Genomic DNA, 17744 nt, shown 5'->3' on the forward strand with positions numbered 1-17744 from the left:
CCAAATCTTTTTTTTCAGAGGTTGAGAATGAAAAAATACAAAGAAGTTGCAAAATTTGTTGTTGTACTGCTCCTGTTTTTTACGGTTACATCACCTTTTGTTGTTTTATTCGGTCCCTTTGACAATATTAAGCGGACTGTTGTGGGAGCTATTTTAAAGAGTCGTCATCCGCAATATATTACATGGCTTTTTTCTCAGGATGAGATTGATAAAATATTGGGTGGTATTAGTACAGCGCCAAAACAAGAATTGTTTAAATTTAAGAATCGTACCGATTCCACATTGAAACTGCAGAAAATTGATTCCAGCCGATTTAAGGGTTTTTTATTGGAAATACCAGATCCTAAACGAGTAAAGGTAGCGACGGCAGAGAATATGGAAGAAAAAGGTGATACAACCAGCGACATTGCTAAACAAAATAATGCGGTGGCGGCTATTAACGCCGGTGGATTTTATGATGCCAATGGTACGGGCACTGGTCGTAGTCCCTACGGCTTCATTATACATAATGGCAAGTTTTTGCTTGGTGCTGATTCCAGTGACAGTGAAGTCAATGAATTTATTGGTTTTAATAAAGACGGAAATCTTCTTGCCGGTAATTATAGTAAGGGAGAATTGATTTCTATGGGTGTGCAGGAAGGGATTTCCTTTGGACCGGCGTTAATTGTCAATGGGCAGAAGATGATTACGAATGGTGATGGAGGCTGGGGTGTTGGTCCGCGTACTGCTATCGGCCAGCGGAAAGATGGCACCGTGTTGTTTTTGGTGATTGACGGGAGACAGCCTGGATACGCTATAGGAGCTACTCTCCGTGATTTGCAAAACATTATGTATGAACAGGGTGCTTATATTGCTGCAAATCTTGATGGCGGATCGAGTTCGACATTGTTTTTGAATGGTGAGGTTGTGAATAAACCGGCCGATTTGTTGGGGGAACGCATGATTCCGACAGCATTTATCGTAAAATAGGAGGAACGTATGAAGCTAGGAAAGGTTCTTTTGACATTTGCCATCGGGATAGCTATTCAGTTAGGCGTATATTTTTATTTGGATAGAGTCCTCTTTGCACCAACTTCAGACTTTCAAATTGGTAGTACCAGCCAACAGGAGGCGGCTGGCTTTGGGGCGGAACCAACAGGACAATCCTATTATTCCTTTGATAAGCGGTTTATGGCGACTATATTGGAGGATCAGGTCAATATTTATGAAGCCGGTAAAAAGGGTGAGCCGCAGCATGTTAGCTTGCATGGACGGAAGGTATCCTTCTTTGAATGGCTGCCAGATCGAGACTTAGCTATTTTTGCTTCTTATGGAAAAGATAGTAAAACCGGGAGATTTGGAGTCTATATTGCCCAATATAATCCGCTGTATCCGGATCATGAACTGGATACGCCTATCGAAGATGCGCCGCGGGATAGTAAAATTACGGATGCAGCTTATTCTACAGCGACTAATGTCGTTTATATGAAGTTGGAAGTAGGAAAAGATCAGTATCGTATTTATCGTACAGATGCTAATTATGATACACGGCGTATTCGTGTTCAGGCAGAGAATATTGGCCGGATTGCCGTATTTTATGATCAAGATATATTTTTCTATGATAATCTAAGAACGGGTGTTGTATATATGTTTAAAGGGTCAGATAGCAGTTGGCGCACTATTTCTCCCAGTGGGAAATTTCGTTTGATCGGCATTGACGGACAGGAAATATTCATAGCGGAAATGAATAAAGAGGATAATGTCATTGCTGCATATCGCGGCAGACTGGGTGTAGGGTTTAAGAAAATAGCAACATACAGTACACCGGAAGAGTTTTCAAAGATTACATTAAATAGTATGCATGAAGCCTCAGATAAGGCGGATAACACGAAAAAATAGAGGGTTGTATTATGGCAAAAAATAAAATTCCTAAGAACAGATCGTTAAATGAAATGCTGACAGGTATAAAAGAAGAAATTACGTTTGAAAATACGGGATGGGATGATGAAGAAACCGGTAAACGGCCCGTTGTCAATAGGGCAGGAAAGAAGCAGACCGCGGCGGATTTCCGATCTCAATTCTTTACCCCTGATTTACAGGAAAAGGTAGGAAAAATCTTGCTGGATATTAAGTTGGCCTATTATAAAGATGGCATAGGAGATATTTCTTTTGAAGTGGTGAAAGACGGCCGAAATGTTTTAATTAAGACCGTACCAAAAACATCCAAAAAATTAAAACAGCAATAAATATAATGGATGATTGACGTATATATTGCAGAAAAAAGGCGTTCAGGAATTTTTCCCTGAACGCCTTTACTTTATTGTATTTCTTTGATTCGTTGGTTTATTTCACGATAAAACTTTTCAGAAAGCGGAACCGGAATGTTTAATTCATTGGCAGTTCGCACCAAATAACCGCTGAATGTATCCAGTTCACTTTGCCGACGGGCGATTATATCGCGAGCCAGTGAACTGGTAGTGTCTTTGTTTTTTTGTTCAGCAACACGTTGGTAGATGGTGTCTATGAGATTCGCATCAAGATTGATGCCTAAGCCTTTTCCTACAGCATAAGCCTCTTCTATCAAAATGCGAAATTCGGTAAGACGTTGTGGTTTTTTAAAAACTTCGCCGATAGTACTTTCGTAATATGCGGTAATAACATTATATGCACAATTCGTGATGTATTTATTCCATAGTTCTACTTGGATATCTTTGACAATGTGACATTTTAATCCTGGATGATTTAAGAGAGTGTGAATTTTTTCGTTGCAGGAGCTATTGTCTGAACCAATAAAAATTCGGGCAAATTTTCCCATTTGCCGGATAGAATAATCACTATTGTAAGCAGCGTTTATATATATGGTAGAATCAATTATATGACCTGTTTTTATCAGTTTTCGGACAATGTTTGCATGATTGACTCCGTTTAAAACAAGTACAATAATGGTATGGTCAGCAACACAAGGCAAAACTGCCGATACCGCTGTTTCCAGTGAATAGTTTTTAACACAGACAAAAATTATATCTTGTATGCCCGTACTTGCTGGATTATCTGTAATGCGCGGATAGGCGATGTGTTCGCCAAAATAATCACTGTGCAGGATAAGTCCGTTTTTTTGCAAGGCATCTTTACGTTTTTTGCGGGCAATAAGGGTTACACCTGCGTAATTTGCACAAAGAACAGAAGCTAAATATCCTCCGACACCGCCAATACCTGTTACCATTATTTTCATGATATATTCCTCCGATTATGATGGGACTATTTTGTCATTTCTTTTAATTCCTTGTACATTCGTTCAGAAAGGGGAATAGGAACCTCTAATTCATGGGCTGTCCTTACTAGATAGCCGCTGAAAGTTTCTAATTCGATAGGCAGGTGGGCTATGGTATCACGTGCCATGGAACTGGTAGCATCTAAGGTACGATGATGCGTCATGCGGTCAAATACTGAATCCGCTAAATCATAGGGAATGGGAATGTTTTTTGCTTCAGCAACAAAGCAGGCCTCTTCAATCAGGGTATGAAATTCCTGCAACCGTTCCGGTGGGGTTAACAGTCCCCGGGTTGTACATTGGTAACGTGCTGTAATTGTGTTATATGCGCAGTTGGTGATAAACTTTGTCCACATTTCAACATCCATGTTTTTTGGGATAGAGCAATCAAGAATTCCTACGTGATTTAATAAGGATACAATATGCTGTGCGTGTTCTTTATTGGGAGCATCAACTAATACCCTGGCATAGTCGCCGGTTTGTGTAATGGAATAGTCCTCGTTATAGGCTGCGGTAATATATATCAGCGCGTTAACAACGATTCCTTCTTTTAAAAAGCGGCAGGTCGTTTCATAGTGGTCAATGCCGTTAAGGATAGGTACAATGATCGTGTGGGAATTGATGCAAGGCTGAATTGCCGTTAACGCCTCAAGCAGTGAAAAATTTTTGACACAGACAAAAATTACATCCTGAATACCTATGTCGGCAGGATTTTCCAACACGGTGGGATGAAAGATTTTTTCTCCCATGCGTTCACTGTGAAGAACGAGACCTTTTTCTTGTAATGCTTGGCGTCGTTTTTTGCGGGCAATGATCGTCACTTCTTTATGATTTGCACACAGGACAGAGGCGATATATCCTCCGACACCGCCAATGCCGGTTACCATCAATTTCATAAAAACCCTTCCTTCCAGTAATAATAAATACTATTTTATTATATATCAAAGCTAAGCGGAAACATAGAAAAGTTTTGTTAAAATTAAAAATATGTTACTTTTTTTAATTTGCTGAAAATTTTTCTTATTTATTATTTTCGTATGTAGCTGTAAAAAAAAAACATATGAACACTTGAACATATGTTAAAATAATGATATGATAATGATACAGAAAATATAGCAGAGTGGAGGAAAAAATATGAATAAGGATAGTATTCCTGTTATGGAGGAAGTTTATGTCTCCGTGAAACATCATGAATCCGCACATTGTTCTTGTTGTAATCACGATCACGCAGAAAAAAAAAGGAATATTTGGATAGGCGGTTTGGGAATTGCCTTATTTTTACTCACGTTTATATCCGGAGTAATATCAGAACCATATGATATCATTTTATATAGTATAGCGTATTTACTATTGGGAAAAGATATTCTTCAGTCCGCGGTGTCTAATATGATCCACGGACGTCCGTTTGATGAAACGTTTCTTATGGCGGCCGCTACCTTGGGCGCTTTTGCAATTGGAGAATATCCGGAAGCTGTCGGAGTGATGCTTTTTAGCCGAATTGGAGAAGCTTTTGAGGAACGAGCTGTTGACAAAAGCCGCGGGCAGATTATGAAGGCTGTCGATTTGCGTCCGCAGTCAGTGCAGCGGATTACAAAAAAAAATGATTGGGAAACGATCCCCGCAGCGGAGGCCGATATAGGAGATATATTGCTGGTTCGTGTGGGGGATAGAATCCCGCTGGATGGTACCGTTATTGAAGGACGCAGTTTTATTGATACCTCAGCCGTAACGGGAGAACCGGTGCCTGTTTTGTGTGAGGAGGGACACCGCGTAATGTCCGGAGGTATTAATATTTCTGGAGTGCTGAAAATAGAGGTTATAAAAAGATTGTCAGAATCAATGGTTACTAAAATATTGGAATCGGTTGAAACGGCAGCTGCCAATAAGCCTAAATTAGATCGCTTTATTACCCGATTTTCCCGCGTATATACGCCGGTTGTTGTAGGGATTGCTGTTATGACGGCGTTTATACCATCGATGATAACGGGGGAATGGCATCAGTGGATTTATATAGCATTGACTTTTTTAGTTATTAGCTGTCCTTGTGCGTTGGTACTTAGCGTTCCGTTATCTTTTTTTGCAGGGATAGGAGCCGCTTCTAAACAAGGAATTTTATTTAAAAGCGGCAATGCTGTTGAACAAATGAAACGCATTAAAGCCGTTGTTATGGATAAAACGGGGACTGTAACAAAAGGTGTTTTTACCGTACAAGATATTATACCGGCAGGTTCGGCGGAATCGGATGAAATATTGCGCATGTGTGCCTCGGCGGAACAGCATTCCTTGCATCCGATTGCACGGAGTGTTGTCATGGCGGCAAAAAATAAAAATTTAGTTTTATATAAAACGGTGCAAAACCAAGAGATAGCAGGAGAAGGTATAATTGCTGAAATCATGGGAAGTACCGTTTCGTGCGGTAATAAAAAATTAATGGATCGCTGTGATGTGATGGTTCCGGTTATACAAGATCCGGCATATGGATCAGAATTGTTTGTTGCGGTGGATCATATTTTCTGGGGACGTATTATCATTTCCGATACCATTAAACCTGACGCAGCAGCGGCAGTGCGGAAAATTCATGAATTGGGTGCAGTCACAGCCATGCTTACCGGGGATTCGCAGGATGCGGCAGCATATATTGCGCGGCAAACAGGCATGAATGAAATGAAGGCAAAACTGTTGCCGCAGGATAAAGTGGAACATATGGCAGCTTTGCGTAAAAAATATGGTCCCGTTATGTTTGTCGGTGATGGCATTAACGATGCTCCGGTTTTAGCTGGAGCTGATGTAGGTGCAGCTATGGGCAGTGGGGCAGATGCTGCCGTGGAAGCTGCGGATGTGGTCTTTCTTAACTCTCAAATGAGTGCGGTTCCCCAAGCTATGCATATTGCACGTGAAACGGTAGATATTGCAACGCAAAATATAGTTTTTGCACTTGGCATCAAAGCTATTATTATGGTGTTGGGACTTTTTGGGTATGCTTCTATGTGGGCTGCTGTTTTTGCCGATTCCGGAGTAGCCGCTTTATGTGTACTTAATGCAGCTCGTATGTTATATAAAAAATAACAGTTCTAATAAATTTCATGTGAAATAGTATGTTTTATATATCTTTCATTTGCGTAAGTATACTGCCTCGTCTATAATAGAATAATCAATAAAAAATGGAGGCGGTATGCATATGATTCGTCATTTTCATGAAGCTGATTATTCTTGGGATGATGTAGATCGTTTGATATATAAGAATGATGGCAGCCCTTTTAAAGATGTGACGCGCCAGGTTTTATTCAATGGAATGGGAAATATTCCTTGTCAGCTGCGTTATTTTGAAGTTAAGGCAGGCGGATATTCTACACTGGAGCATCATGAACATGTTCATTTGGTGGTTGTTTTCCGAGGACAAGGCCAGGTTCTGCTCGGTAAGCACATACACGATGTGAAGTGCGGAGATGTAATTTCTATTGCACCGCAGGAACTACATCAGTTTCGTGCTAATAAGGGAGAATCGCTGGGATTTCTCTGTCTGGTCAATGTGGATCGTGATAAAGTTAAGTTACCGACAGCAGAAGAATTGAAAGGCATGAAACAACATCAGGAAATCAAAGAATTTTTTGAAAGCTGCTGACTTGCCGGGAGGGATATATATGAGAATATCAGCCATACAATTTGCTGTTAAATTAGGAGATATAGAGTTTAATTATGCTGCCGCCGAACGATTGATACGCAAGGCGGCCCAACAGGGAACGGATAGTGTTGTATTGCCGGAATTGTGGAACACATCTTTTTACCCCCCCAATGTAGAAGCACTGGCTGATACAGACGGGGAGCGGACGAAACCGTTCCTGGAAAATCTGGCGAAAACATACGGCATAAATATTGTTGGCGGCTCTGTTGCTAACAAGCGTAAGGGGCAGTTGTACAATACTACCTTTATTGTGGATCGGAAGGGGACTATAGTGTCATCTTATGACAAGGTACATTTGTTTACCCCGGGAAAAGAAGAAAAAGTTTTTACTGCAGGAAATACTATGAATATTTTTTCCTTAGACGAAGTGCAGATGGCATCGGTTATTTGTTATGATATTCGGTTTTGTGAATGGATAAGAAAGGCAGCACTTTCGGGAATTCAGCTTCTTTTTGTGCCGGCAGCTTGGCCGTATCCGCGATTAAATCATTGGCAAATTCTGAATCAGGCGCGTGCGATTGAGAACCAAGTATTTATTGCTGCTGTTAATAGCTGCGGTACTTCTGGAACGCTGAAGTTCTGCGGACATACGATGCTGATTGATCCTTGGGGCGAAATAATCGCGCAAGGAGAAGATGAGGAACGAATCGTTGCCGCAGATCTAGATTTTTCAGTAATCAAAAGTATTCGGGATAAAATAAATGTGTTTTATGATCGACGGCCGGAGCTCTACAATATAGAATAAAAGAAGGTTGATGAGATGGAAGGAGCTATTCACGGCTTACAAGGGATATTCGAAGTATTATTTATTATTGGAATCGGTTTTGTCCTAGCTAAAAAAAACTGGTTTGATACAGCCAGCAGTGCACTGCTTACACGTTTCATTATGAAAATTTCTCTTCCTTTATATTTGTTTTGCAATATTCAGAAAGATTTTACCCGAGAATCTTTGCTGGCTATGGCGCCGGATTTAGTGCTCCCTTTTGCATCTATTATAGCAGCCTATATTGTAGGCCGCATAGTTGTAAAAATTCTGCATATTCATAAAGACCGCCAAGGATTGTTTATCGTGTTCTTCTTTATTGCCAATACGATTTTTATCGGGCTGCCTGTTAATCTGGCTTTATTTGGCCCGCAGAGCATTCCTTCCGTTATGCTATATTACATGGCCAATACCGTTATGTTTTGGACGCTTGGCGTATATCACATCGTTAATGATACCATGGCCGGCAAATCGGGTATGTCAATGCTTTCCCTGCCGGCCTTAAAAAAAGTTTTTTCACCGCCGTTATTAGGATTTCTGGTTGGTCTTGCGATGACTTTATTCGATTTACGGTTGCCGGATTTTGTGATAGCTTCTTTTCAATATGTGGGGAATGTAGCAACTCCTATGGCGCTGATTGTTATTGGGATAGAAATGAGTACGATTCCGTTGACCCAAATTACATGGGACAGAGATGTTATCGGTGCACTCATTGGTCGGTTTGTTGTTTGTCCCGTCTGCGTACTTATCTTGCTGCCGTTTATTCCTGTAACGGATATGTCGGCAAAGGTATTTACCATGCAAGCCAGTATGCCAGCTATGACTAATATGACTATTGTTGCTAAGTCTGTGGGTGCGGATGTGGAATATTCCACGGCGGTGAGCTTTATTTCTATTATATTGGGGATGCTTGTTATTCCTATATATATGTTTATTATCGGTTAACAGGAGGAAGATATGTCTTTAGAAAGTACGATGGAAGAAAATTTAAAAAAACACAGCAATGCTGCGTACCGTATTAATTCAAAAATTGCTAATGATCCGGAATTATCCGGCGAAGAATATCATGCCTGTGCGACGTATGTAAAAGAATGCTGCGATTTGGGAATGAAGGTAGAAGAACATTTTAATGGACAAGCAACCGCATTTAAAGCAAGTATTAAACGCAGTATTCATCCGGTTATGAAAATTGCTCTTTTAGCCGAGTATGATGCATTGCCTGATATTGGACATGGGTGCGGACACTCTGCCAATGGAGCTATGAGTTTTTTGGCAGCAGCAGCATTTCATGACATGGAAGATATTCCAGTCGATATTGACCTTATCGGTACACCTGATGAAGAATTACGGGGTGGCAAGGTGGCCATGTGCAAACAAAATATATTTAAAGAATATGATTTGGCTATGATGGTTCATGTTTCCCCTAATGAGACAACCCCTAATTCCCGTTTCTTGGCATTGAGCGATTATCGTATCAAATTTCATGGACAGACGGCGCATGCTGCGGCGCAGCCTTGGCAAGGACGTAATGCTTTGAATGGAGCAATGCTGGCTTTGCATGCAGTGGATATGCTGCGTCAGCATGTACGTCCGGAAACTCGGATTGGCTCATATATCGTTCATGGGGGGACGGCATCTAATATTGTTCCAGATTATTCTGAAGTGGAATGTTGTATTCGTCATACGCAGCGAAAATATCTTGATACTGTTATTGCTAAGGTTATGAATTGTTTTAAAGGAGCGGCTATTGCCACAGAAACGACCTATGAAGTGGCAGAATGGGGATATGCATTTGATGATATGCTTTGGAATGAAACGGCAACGGAGGTAGTCCGGCAGGTTTTACGGGATATGCATATACCTTTTCAAGAAGAACGAGATGGCGGAAGTTCTGATATTGGCAATGTAAGTCATCAGTGTCCGGCTGTTCATATAGAGCTTGCTATGGGTAATACTTTCTATCCGGGACATTCTCGGGAAATTGCCGATATGGTAAAAAATAAGAATATAGAATCTACTATTTTACAAGGTGCCCATATCATGGTAAAAACAATATTGAGGATGGCATCGGATGAAGTCGTAAGAAATAGTATGAAAAAAGAATTTTCAGAAGCCGGCCAATAAACTATAAAACGGTTCTGCGTAGTCAGTATACAAACGACTAAACAGAACCGTTTTTTTATTGCTGCAATTTTTCCGCCCATTCCGATTCTTTAAAACCTACAAGTACCGTTGTATCATCGATAAGAAGCGGACGCTTGACCAGCATCCCATTTGTTGCCAGCAACGCATACTGCTCGCTTTCACTCATGGAGGAGATTTTTTCCTTTAACTGCAGCTTCCGGTAAGGGATACCACTGGTGTTGAAAAAACGTTTTAAAGGAAGACCGCTGCTCTTGTGCCATTTTTGCAATTCTTCTGCTGTAGGATTATTGATTTTGATATCACGAAAATCAAACCTGATGTTTCTTTCTTCCAGCCATTTTTTTGCTTTTTGGCAGGTTGTACATTTAGGATAACAAATAAATATCATAGTAATGCAGCCTCCTTAGAAAAAATTAAATATTGTATATAGTTTTTAATAACAGCATTCCGTTTTTTGTTTTGAATAATCGGGCTGCTGCTGTTTTGATAGCAGAGGAAGTTAGATTATCTTCGTATGCATTTACGAGAAAATCAGCTTCTATAAGAATCTGATAATCAACACCATCCACTTGGTTATATGTGTGGTGATGCCCGATGAGAAAACATACTCGGGCTATGAATTGCGGCGAACAGGAGAATTCATCCAGTATTTGATGAGCGATAGCAGGACCTTCTATTTCCTGATAATTTCCAGCAGAACTGCCATATTTTTCTTCTGCAGCATGGATGCCGATATCATGCAGGATAGCAGCCGCATCAAGTACTTCTTGCTGTGCGGCAGATATCTTTTCCAAGGTTCCTATGAGCGCGGCGAACTGATATACCTTGAGAAAGTGTTGAATACGCCGTGCATCACCGCTGTCAAATTCAATTGCTTTTTGTATTAGTTGAGAGATATGCATTAATCAAGCTCCTTTATGGGATGTTTTTTATATTATATAACTGTTGCAGTCTTATGACTAGTAAAAAACAAGATAAATGGCTCTCGTCATGGAGACTATTGGAATCGTTTATGCGGTTATAGCAAATCCCCATATTTCTTTACATAAAGCTTTTTTCTAAAAGTAACCAGAATCATATATCCTGCAATAATAATACTTAGCAAAATAAAGTAAAAAAACAGCAGCGCATGAAATCCGATAGCATTGCCCCGTGGTGAAAGGTATTAGCGTCAATATGGCAATTCCCATAAAAGTGAGCAGAGTTACTTGCCAAGAAGCATGACTTTGGAAAAAAGGTATTTTTGGTGTTCGCAGTATATAAATCACTAACGGTTGGCTCCACATGGATTCAATAAACCAACCGGCTTGAAAAAGAAAAATAAAAAGCAGATGCTGGTTTTCACTAGACGAGTAATAAGGATCCGCCGCATACAGCCGGTAAATGATAAAATACATAAGGCTAAAGGTTGCAATATCCAAGATGGAGCTGACAAGATCTAAGTCTATTATAAAATGACGAATGGAAAGAGTATCTATCAGTAGTTTTCTGACAATACATGTTTTTTTCGAGGGTGCGTCGTATTACTGTTTTAAAATCAAGCATTTGAAGGAAGTTTATATATTTGTTCGCAATTTAGAGGAGAATCGTGATATGATAATAATAACAATGTACGGCCGAATAAAATGAAGATGGGGTTGAGTTATTATGAAAAATGAGGAAGAATTTTCAGCCGAATATCTAAAGTACCTGGAATTGTTGTCACAATCGTTCCCTACACAGCAGGCGACCTTTACAGAAATTATAAATTTGCAGGCTATTGTCAATCTTCCTAAAGGAACAGAACATTTTATGAGTGATCTTCACGGAGAATATGAAGCTTTTTACCATATTCTGAATAATTGTTCCGGGGTAATTCGTGAAAAGGTTGAAACCATTTTTGCTAATTCTATGACATCTGAAGAACAGGATGATTTATTGACTTTAATTTATTATCCTAAAGAAAAACTTGATTTATTGAACCGCAAGAATAAAGTAAATGATACGTGGCGCATACAAACGCTGCATCATTTACTGCGCCTGGCTAAATTATTGTCTTCAAAATATACCCGCTCTAAAGTACGTAAATCTATGCCTGAAGAATTCCGCTTCGTTATTGATGAATTGATACATGCACAGTCCGATGAAGATAATAATCGCCATGTATACCATACAAAAATTCTTGACTCTATTATTGAAACGGGTAGTACGAGAGAATTTATATATGCCTTGGCTGCACTCATTAAACGATTGGCTGTGGATCATCTTCATATTATTGGGGATATTTATGATCGAGGCGGTCATGCCGATAAAATTATGGATAACCTGATGCAGCACCATTCGCTTGATATTCAATGGGGAAATCATGATATTCTTTGGATGGGGGCTGCTGCTGGCAGTGATGCCTGTATTGCCAATGTATTACGAAATAATATTCGCTATAATAATCTGGAAATATTAGAAAGCGGATATGGTATCAGTCTGCGGCCTTTGGCGCTTTTTGCTAGAGATACGTATACGAGAGAAGATAATATCGATCCACTGGTAAAGGCAATCAATGTAATTTTATTTAAACTTGAAGGACAAACCATTATCCGTCATCCGGAGTATAATATGGATGACCGGCTTTTGTTCCATAAAATGAATCTCGAAGAAGGAACTATTAATATTGATAGAGAAACCTATCCATTGAAAAGTGTCGATTTTCCAACACGTAATTCGATAGATCCGTATACATTGTCACCGGAAGAACACCGAATTGTTATTGATTTGCGTACGGCCTTTTTGGAAAGTGAACGCTTGGCCCGACATATGAGTTTTCTTTATAGTCATGGATCCATGTATCGCTGTTTTAACGGCAATCTTTTATTTCACGGAGGAATTCCCATTAATGAGGATGGAACATTTCATGAAATGTTTTATAATGGCAAATCATATAAAGGAAAGGCTTTTATGGATTATGCGGATCGCGTAGCACGCAAGGCATATGAACAACGCGATCAGGATAGCCTGGACTATATGTGGTATCTTTGGTGCGGAGATAAATCTCCTGTTTCCGGACGTGTTGTTAAGACTTTTGAACGAACATATATTGAAGATAAAAGAACATGGGAAGAACCGCAGGATCCGTATTATACGTGGGAAAAGGATCCAGATACGTGTGTTCGGATCCTTCATGAATTTGGAATTGATTCTCCGCAAGGGCATATTATTAATGGACATACACCGGTAAAGGTAGTACAAGGAGAAAGTCCTATCCGGGCAGGAGGAAAAGTGCTTTGTATCGATGGCGGTTTTTGCCGGGCCTATCAATCTTCTACGGGTATTGCCGGATATACGCTGATTTTCAATTCTCACGGGCTGCGCATAAAAGCGCATTATCCGTTTAAAGATGTTCATCAAGTTCTTATGACCAATGCCGATATTGGTTCCGATTCAACACAGGTGGAAATGGAACCGCAGCGCGTTATGATTGGTGATACAGATAATGGAAAAAAAATATTGACAATGGTTGAAGATTTGAAAGCTCTTCTCTGTGCCTATCGCAATGGGCTGATTTTGGAACGAAAAGTATAAAAATAAGTAATGTGTTATGGTATATAGAAAAAATACAGGGCTGAGCGAAAAGAAGATCAAATATTTCGCTCAGCCCTGTAATGATGTAGTTTTTCCTTATATCAGCATCGATTTTAATAATTTCCTTGTGCAATCATAGCGTCGGCTACCTTGAGGAAGGCAGTAATGTTGGCACCAGCAACAAGGTCACCTTCTACGCCATATTTTTTGGCGTTTGTTTTAGCTTGGTGATAAATACTTGTCATAATATTTTTAAGTTTTCGATCAACTGCTTCAAAATCCCATTCCAACCGTGCAGAATTCTGACACATTTCTAATGCGGAAACAGCAACACCGCCGGCATTGGCGGCCTTTGCCTGGACAAAAAGGACGCCGTGTTCTTGGAAATATTGAATGGCTTCCAATGAAGAAGGCATGTTGGCTCCTTCGGCGACAGCAATTACTCCGTTTTTTACAAGTGCGGCAGCACTTGCAAGATCCAGTTCATTTTGTGTGGCACAAGGAAGTGCGATGTCGCATTTTATATTCCATTCGCTGAACGGATCTTCGTGATATTCTGCCTGAGGATGATGCGTTATATATTCTTGAATACGGGCCCGGTGAACTTCTTTGATATCTTTCACGAGAGCAAGGTCAATGCCGGAAGGGTCATAAATATACCCATTGGAATCGGAGCAGGTTACTACCTTGGCGCCTAATTCCTGCGCTTTTTGGATGGCATAAATGGCAACATTGCCGGAACCGGATATCGCGATGGTTTTGCCTTTTATATCGATGTTGTTGTCGTCAAGCATTTCTTTTACGAGGTAAAGAAGACCATACCCTGTAGCCTCTGTACGCACAAGGCTGCCGCCGTAGGTTAAGCCTTTGCCGGTAAGTACACCGGCATCATTGGCATTGCGAAGCCGTTTGTATTGTCCGAAAAGATAACCGATTTCTCGTCCGCCTACACCGATATCTCCGGCAGGAACATCGGTATTAAGTCCGATATGGCGCTGCAATTCCGTCATAAAGCTTTGACAGAAGCGCATGACTTCTTTGTCTGATTTTCCTTTTGGATCAAAGTCAGAGCCACCTTTGCCGCCGCCGATGGGAAGACCCGTCAGCGCATTTTTAAAAATTTGTTCAAATGCTAAGAATTTTAGAATGCTAAGAGTTACAGTGGGATGAAAGCGCAAACCGCCTTTATACGGACCGATGGCACTATTTGCCTGAACTCTATATCCACGATTGATATGGAGCTCTCCTTTATCATCTTCCCAAGGAACACGGAAGATAACGATGCGTTCCGGTTCAACCAAACGTTCAAGAATGTTAGCGTTATAATACGTCGGGTCACTTTCCAAAACGGGTATAATTGATGTCAATACTTCGCGTACGGCATTGTGGAATTCTTTTTGTTCAGGGTCTCTTGCAACTACCATTTCTAACACGTTATTAACATATTTGTTCATATCGGCCATGTGAATTCGCTCCTTTGGACTTATATCGATAATACAAGTTACAGTATACAATAAAATTAAAAATAATCAAAATAATTTTAATAAAAATACTGTATACAAGATAAAATTGCATATATTATTCTGTAAAAACATAATAAAAATAACTACAATGCAATTTTGGCGATGGAAGTATAGTGTGGTTACATTGGAAAATAGTTCTAGCAGGTCATTTTTTAGGGGGAATACATATGAGGATTGCATTGATAACAGGCGCATCTAGTGGATTAGGGCACGAATTTGTCATGCAAATAGATCAATTGCGAATAGTAGATGAAATTTGGGGAATTGCACGCAGCGAGGAAGCCTTAGATAGTTTAGAAAAACAAATACAAACGCCTTTTCGATCTATTATGCTGGACTTAACACAGCGATCATCCTTGGAAATTCTTCAGCATATATTTGATGAAGAACGGCCGGTAGTAGATATAGTTGTTAATGCTGCCGGCTTTGGCCGGATTGGCTTTGGGCAGGACATTCCGATTTTTGATAGCATGGCTATGATAGATTTAAATTGCAAGGCCGTTGTATGGATTACGGAAATGGTAATTCCGTATATGGCAAGTCAGGGGAGAATATTGGAAATTTGTTCGGCTTCGGCATTTCAACCGCTGCCGTATTTAAATGTCTATGCTGCAAGCAAAGCATTTCTTTATCATTATAGCTGTGCTCTTCACGAAGAATTGCGAAATCACGATATTATGGTTACGGCCGTCTGTCCTTATTGGATCAAGGATACGGAATTTATCAAAAAAGCAAAAAAAACGGAAAAGAAAACCTATGTAACAAATTATCTATTTTCTTTGCAGGGTAAAACCGTTGTACGGCAGGCACTTAAAGATTCTTCTTTGGGGCGTATGACGTCTGTACCGGGTTTGATTAGTAAAGCAGGACTTATTTTATCGAAAATTATGACAGTACGCAGTAGTATGAAGTTGTGGGAATTTTTTCGCAAGCTGTGAATTTGACAGGGTGTCTAGGGTGCTATATACTAAAGCTGGTTTACTTGTGAAGTGAGGGGGAGCGCCCTGGCTTTGCTGCGGAAAATATATAGTGATGACCAATATGCGATGGGAGCCTGTATGACAGGTTGAGAGGATACTGTTAGTATCGACCGCTTACTCTTTCCGGAGGTGCGCATTTTGGCGTTTTTTTAGGGCGGGTAAGAGAACCGCTCTTTTTTTGCTGCTATTTTGATTTTATGGAAAAGCGAATACAGGCAATTAAAATTATTTTGAAAGTATGATACAGGAGGGAATACCCATGATAGGAAAAGTAAATGATGATTTTTTTCAAAAACATGTGCTGACTCAGACAGGAATGCAGGCAGAAGCTGTCGTTATGGGACCTCATATGGGAGTCGATGCGGCCATATTAAGGCTTTCAGATTCATATATGGCCGTTGCTGAAGATCCGATTTTTCCCAGTTTGTCTATGACCGCCGATGATTTTGCCTTTGTAACCGTTCATATAGGGGCTAGTGATATTGCCGTTATGGGAATACAACCTCGTTATATGACATATTCCTTACTGCTGCCGCCGGATACGGAGGAAGATTATATTGCGGAACTTATTGCAGCTATCAGTCGGTATGCGAAAGAAATCGGTATTACGATTGTAGGTGGACATACCGGCTTTTATGGAACTGTTACGGTACCCACGATTGGCGGCATCACCGTATGGGGAACCAATGATACCTATATATCGCCGATGGGAGCACAAGACGGGGATAATGTTATTATTACTAAAGGCTGCGGAGTAGAAGCCGCTGCCTTATTATCGTTCGAGTTGCAGGAGGTTCTCAAGGACAACATAGATACAGACGATTTACAACGATCCCTTGCACGGATGCATGACGTTTCGGTTGTAAAGGATGCCCGCATAGCGGCACACAATCATGGCATTCATGCTATGCATGATGCCACGGAGGGAGGCGTAAAACGTGGTGTATGGGAAATTGCGCAGGCTTCCGGAAAGGGAGTCGTCATTAATACAAAAGATTTATTGCGGCCGCATGACATAGAAGCTGTTTGCGGGTATTTTAACCTGAATACATGGGAAATCATTAGTGAAGGGACATTAGTGCTTACCTGTGCACCGGAAACAACCGAAAAGCTTTTGAACGACTATGAAAAAGCAGGGATAAAAGCCCGGATTATCGGAACCATTACAAAATCATCACAGGGGTGTATGTATTTAGAAAATGGAGATTTAAAAGAACTCGTGCCGCCAGGCAGAGATAAATTCTGGGATGTTTTTTTTGAAGCAGCAGCACTTCACGCGCATAAGATCCAATCAGAAGAAGAAAAGTTGTGTGCGGCATTGAAACAAACTGCAGCTATATTTTGTGATGAGAATATTTATAAACTTTTACCGGAAATTGGAGCTAATATTGCTTGTGTGAAAAAAAATGGCAAACAACTTAGTCAGGTGGCAGGAATACCTGGTAGAATTATCAGTGTTAAAAATAAGGCGGTTGCTGCGAGCGAACCGGAAATGGGGGCAAGTGTCCATATGGGAGAATCTATTCTTGAAGTGCGCAAGTATTTTCCTGAAGCAGCCTGCATAATGAATTTGCGTAAGAACAAAGCGGTTTTGCAGGCTTGTAATATGGCAGGGCTTACTAGTATTGACATGCCGTCATGTAAAAATTATCAACAGAAAGAGAATGAGTTTTTGATTGATTTGGATACGGTTTTAGCACATCGTGATACACTTCCCGATATATTGACAACCCCGGATCGAATTAATCTGGAAACATTAATTTTAGTTATAGGTACGTCATTAAAAGATTTAGAAAGAAAAGTTCTAAGTATTAAAAAAAATTATAAGTGAATATAGAAATACTGT

At 40.3% G+C, this 17744-nt stretch carries 16 protein-coding genes; 11 read left to right on the forward strand and 5 right to left on the reverse strand.

Annotated features, from left to right (window positions below; all coding sequences use genetic code 11):
- Window positions 1–27 precede the first annotated feature (27 nt).
- The 3 genes from NXG62_RS11570 to NXG62_RS11580 are packed head-to-tail and all read left to right on the forward strand — an operon-like array spanning window position 28 to window position 2225.
- Window positions 28–969: a phosphodiester glycosidase family protein gene (locus NXG62_RS11570; protein ID WP_427112569.1), complete on the forward strand. Its 942-nt coding sequence runs from the start codon at window positions 28–30 to the stop codon at window positions 967–969.
- Between the two features lie 9 nt (window positions 970–978).
- Entirely contained in the window at window positions 979–1878 is a 900-nt protein-coding gene (locus NXG62_RS11575) for a hypothetical protein (protein ID WP_427112570.1), read from the forward strand.
- 11 nt (window positions 1879–1889) lie between these two features.
- Window positions 1890–2225, forward strand: a complete 336-nt coding sequence (locus NXG62_RS11580; protein WP_427112571.1) for a hypothetical protein — start codon at window positions 1890–1892, stop codon at window positions 2223–2225.
- Window positions 2226–2296: 71 nt separating this feature from the next.
- Here the strand turns inward: NXG62_RS11580 and NXG62_RS11585 are convergent, their stop codons facing one another.
- Complete coding sequence (locus tag NXG62_RS11585) at window positions 2297–3211, reverse strand: ketopantoate reductase family protein (protein ID WP_427112573.1); 915 nt, start codon at window positions 3209–3211, stop codon at window positions 2297–2299.
- A gap of 26 nt (window positions 3212–3237) precedes the next feature.
- On the reverse strand, window positions 3238–4146 hold the full coding sequence (locus tag NXG62_RS11590) for a ketopantoate reductase family protein (protein WP_427112575.1): 909 nt from the start codon (window positions 4144–4146) through the stop codon (window positions 3238–3240).
- A gap of 238 nt (window positions 4147–4384) precedes the next feature.
- Here NXG62_RS11590 and NXG62_RS11595 point away from each other — a divergent pair, with 238 nt between their 5' ends.
- The 5 genes from NXG62_RS11595 (at window position 4385) to NXG62_RS11615 (ending at window position 9819) form a co-directional block, all read left to right on the forward strand.
- Complete coding sequence (locus NXG62_RS11595; protein ID WP_427112577.1) at window positions 4385–6316, forward strand: heavy metal translocating P-type ATPase; 1932 nt, start codon at window positions 4385–4387, stop codon at window positions 6314–6316.
- A 112-nt stretch (window positions 6317–6428) separates the two neighbouring features.
- Window positions 6429–6872 (forward strand): cupin domain-containing protein, encoded by a 444-nt coding sequence (locus NXG62_RS11600; RefSeq protein WP_427112578.1) that lies wholly within the window; start codon window positions 6429–6431, stop codon window positions 6870–6872.
- Between the two features lie 19 nt (window positions 6873–6891).
- Complete coding sequence (locus NXG62_RS11605; RefSeq protein WP_427112579.1) at window positions 6892–7677, forward strand: carbon-nitrogen family hydrolase; 786 nt, start codon at window positions 6892–6894, stop codon at window positions 7675–7677.
- Window positions 7678–7692: 15 nt separating this feature from the next.
- A complete protein-coding gene (locus NXG62_RS11610) occupies window positions 7693–8640 on the forward strand; it encodes an AEC family transporter (RefSeq protein WP_427112580.1) in 948 nt (315 codons plus the stop codon).
- A 12-nt stretch (window positions 8641–8652) separates the two neighbouring features.
- The gene (locus tag NXG62_RS11615) at window positions 8653–9819 is read left to right on the forward strand and encodes an amidohydrolase (RefSeq protein ID WP_427112582.1); all 1167 of its coding nucleotides are present in this window, start codon (window positions 8653–8655) and stop codon (window positions 9817–9819) included.
- Window positions 9820–9874: 55 nt separating this feature from the next.
- Here the strand turns inward: NXG62_RS11615 and NXG62_RS11620 are convergent, their stop codons facing one another.
- Window positions 9875–10228 carry an arsenate reductase family protein gene (locus tag NXG62_RS11620; RefSeq protein ID WP_427112584.1) on the reverse strand — a complete coding sequence of 118 codons (354 nt, stop codon included), beginning with the start codon at window positions 10226–10228 and terminating at the stop codon, window positions 9875–9877.
- 25 nt (window positions 10229–10253) lie between these two features.
- A complete protein-coding gene (locus tag NXG62_RS11625; protein WP_322351561.1) occupies window positions 10254–10742 on the reverse strand; it encodes an HD domain-containing protein in 489 nt (162 codons plus the stop codon).
- 745 nt (window positions 10743–11487) lie between these two features.
- On the opposite strand from NXG62_RS11625, the gene NXG62_RS11630 reads away from it, so the two are divergent.
- A complete protein-coding gene (locus NXG62_RS11630) occupies window positions 11488–13395 on the forward strand; it encodes a fructose-bisphosphatase class III (protein WP_322351560.1) in 1908 nt (635 codons plus the stop codon).
- A gap of 113 nt (window positions 13396–13508) precedes the next feature.
- Here NXG62_RS11630 and gdhA read toward each other — a convergent pair whose 3' ends face one another.
- Window positions 13509–14858, reverse strand: coding sequence for an NADP-specific glutamate dehydrogenase (gene gdhA / locus NXG62_RS11635; protein WP_427112587.1), 1350 nt, complete (start codon window positions 14856–14858; stop codon window positions 13509–13511).
- 227 nt (window positions 14859–15085) lie between these two features.
- Here gdhA and NXG62_RS11640 point away from each other — a divergent pair, with 227 nt between their 5' ends.
- Together NXG62_RS11640 and NXG62_RS11645 are read left to right on the forward strand one after the other, a co-directional pair.
- The gene (locus tag NXG62_RS11640; RefSeq protein WP_427112589.1) at window positions 15086–15856 is read left to right on the forward strand and encodes an SDR family NAD(P)-dependent oxidoreductase; all 771 of its coding nucleotides are present in this window, start codon (window positions 15086–15088) and stop codon (window positions 15854–15856) included.
- 301 nt (window positions 15857–16157) lie between these two features.
- Window positions 16158–17729, forward strand: coding sequence for a thiamine-phosphate synthase family protein (locus tag NXG62_RS11645; RefSeq protein ID WP_427112590.1), 1572 nt, complete (start codon window positions 16158–16160; stop codon window positions 17727–17729).
- Window positions 17730–17744 lie beyond the last annotated feature (15 nt).

This window comes from Megasphaera sueciensis (assembly GCF_050219315.1).
GTDB lineage: Bacteria > Bacillota > Negativicutes > Veillonellales > Megasphaeraceae > Megasphaera_A > Megasphaera_A sueciensis.

What these genes read in the sequence shown, in the direction of transcription:
- NXG62_RS11620 (WP_427112584.1), bottom strand. Translation starts at nt 10,228, where the DNA reads ATGATATTTATTTGTTATCCTAAATGTACAACCTGCCAAAAAGCAAAA.
- NXG62_RS11595 (WP_427112577.1), top strand. Translation starts at nt 4,385, where the DNA reads ATGAATAAGGATAGTATTCCTGTTATGGAGGAAGTTTATGTCTCCGTG.
- NXG62_RS11585 (WP_427112573.1), bottom strand. Translation starts at nt 3,211, where the DNA reads ATGAAAATAATGGTAACAGGTATTGGCGGTGTCGGAGGATATTTAGCT.
- gdhA (WP_427112587.1), bottom strand. Translation starts at nt 14,858, where the DNA reads ATGGCCGATATGAACAAATATGTTAATAACGTGTTAGAAATGGTAGTT.
- NXG62_RS11590 (WP_427112575.1), bottom strand. Translation starts at nt 4,146, where the DNA reads ATGAAATTGATGGTAACCGGCATTGGCGGTGTCGGAGGATATATCGCC.
- NXG62_RS11625 (WP_322351561.1), bottom strand. Translation starts at nt 10,742, where the DNA reads ATGCATATCTCTCAACTAATACAAAAAGCAATTGAATTTGACAGCGGT.
- NXG62_RS11580 (WP_427112571.1), top strand. Translation starts at nt 1,890, where the DNA reads ATGGCAAAAAATAAAATTCCTAAGAACAGATCGTTAAATGAAATGCTG.
- NXG62_RS11640 (WP_427112589.1), top strand. Translation starts at nt 15,086, where the DNA reads ATGAGGATTGCATTGATAACAGGCGCATCTAGTGGATTAGGGCACGAA.
- NXG62_RS11645 (WP_427112590.1), top strand. Translation starts at nt 16,158, where the DNA reads ATGATAGGAAAAGTAAATGATGATTTTTTTCAAAAACATGTGCTGACT.
- NXG62_RS11605 (WP_427112579.1), top strand. Translation starts at nt 6,892, where the DNA reads ATGAGAATATCAGCCATACAATTTGCTGTTAAATTAGGAGATATAGAG.
- NXG62_RS11630 (WP_322351560.1), top strand. Translation starts at nt 11,488, where the DNA reads ATGAAAAATGAGGAAGAATTTTCAGCCGAATATCTAAAGTACCTGGAA.
- NXG62_RS11600 (WP_427112578.1), top strand. Translation starts at nt 6,429, where the DNA reads ATGATTCGTCATTTTCATGAAGCTGATTATTCTTGGGATGATGTAGAT.
- NXG62_RS11575 (WP_427112570.1), top strand. Translation starts at nt 979, where the DNA reads ATGAAGCTAGGAAAGGTTCTTTTGACATTTGCCATCGGGATAGCTATT.
- NXG62_RS11615 (WP_427112582.1), top strand. Translation starts at nt 8,653, where the DNA reads ATGTCTTTAGAAAGTACGATGGAAGAAAATTTAAAAAAACACAGCAAT.
- NXG62_RS11610 (WP_427112580.1), top strand. Translation starts at nt 7,693, where the DNA reads ATGGAAGGAGCTATTCACGGCTTACAAGGGATATTCGAAGTATTATTT.
- NXG62_RS11570 (WP_427112569.1), top strand. Translation starts at nt 28, where the DNA reads ATGAAAAAATACAAAGAAGTTGCAAAATTTGTTGTTGTACTGCTCCTG.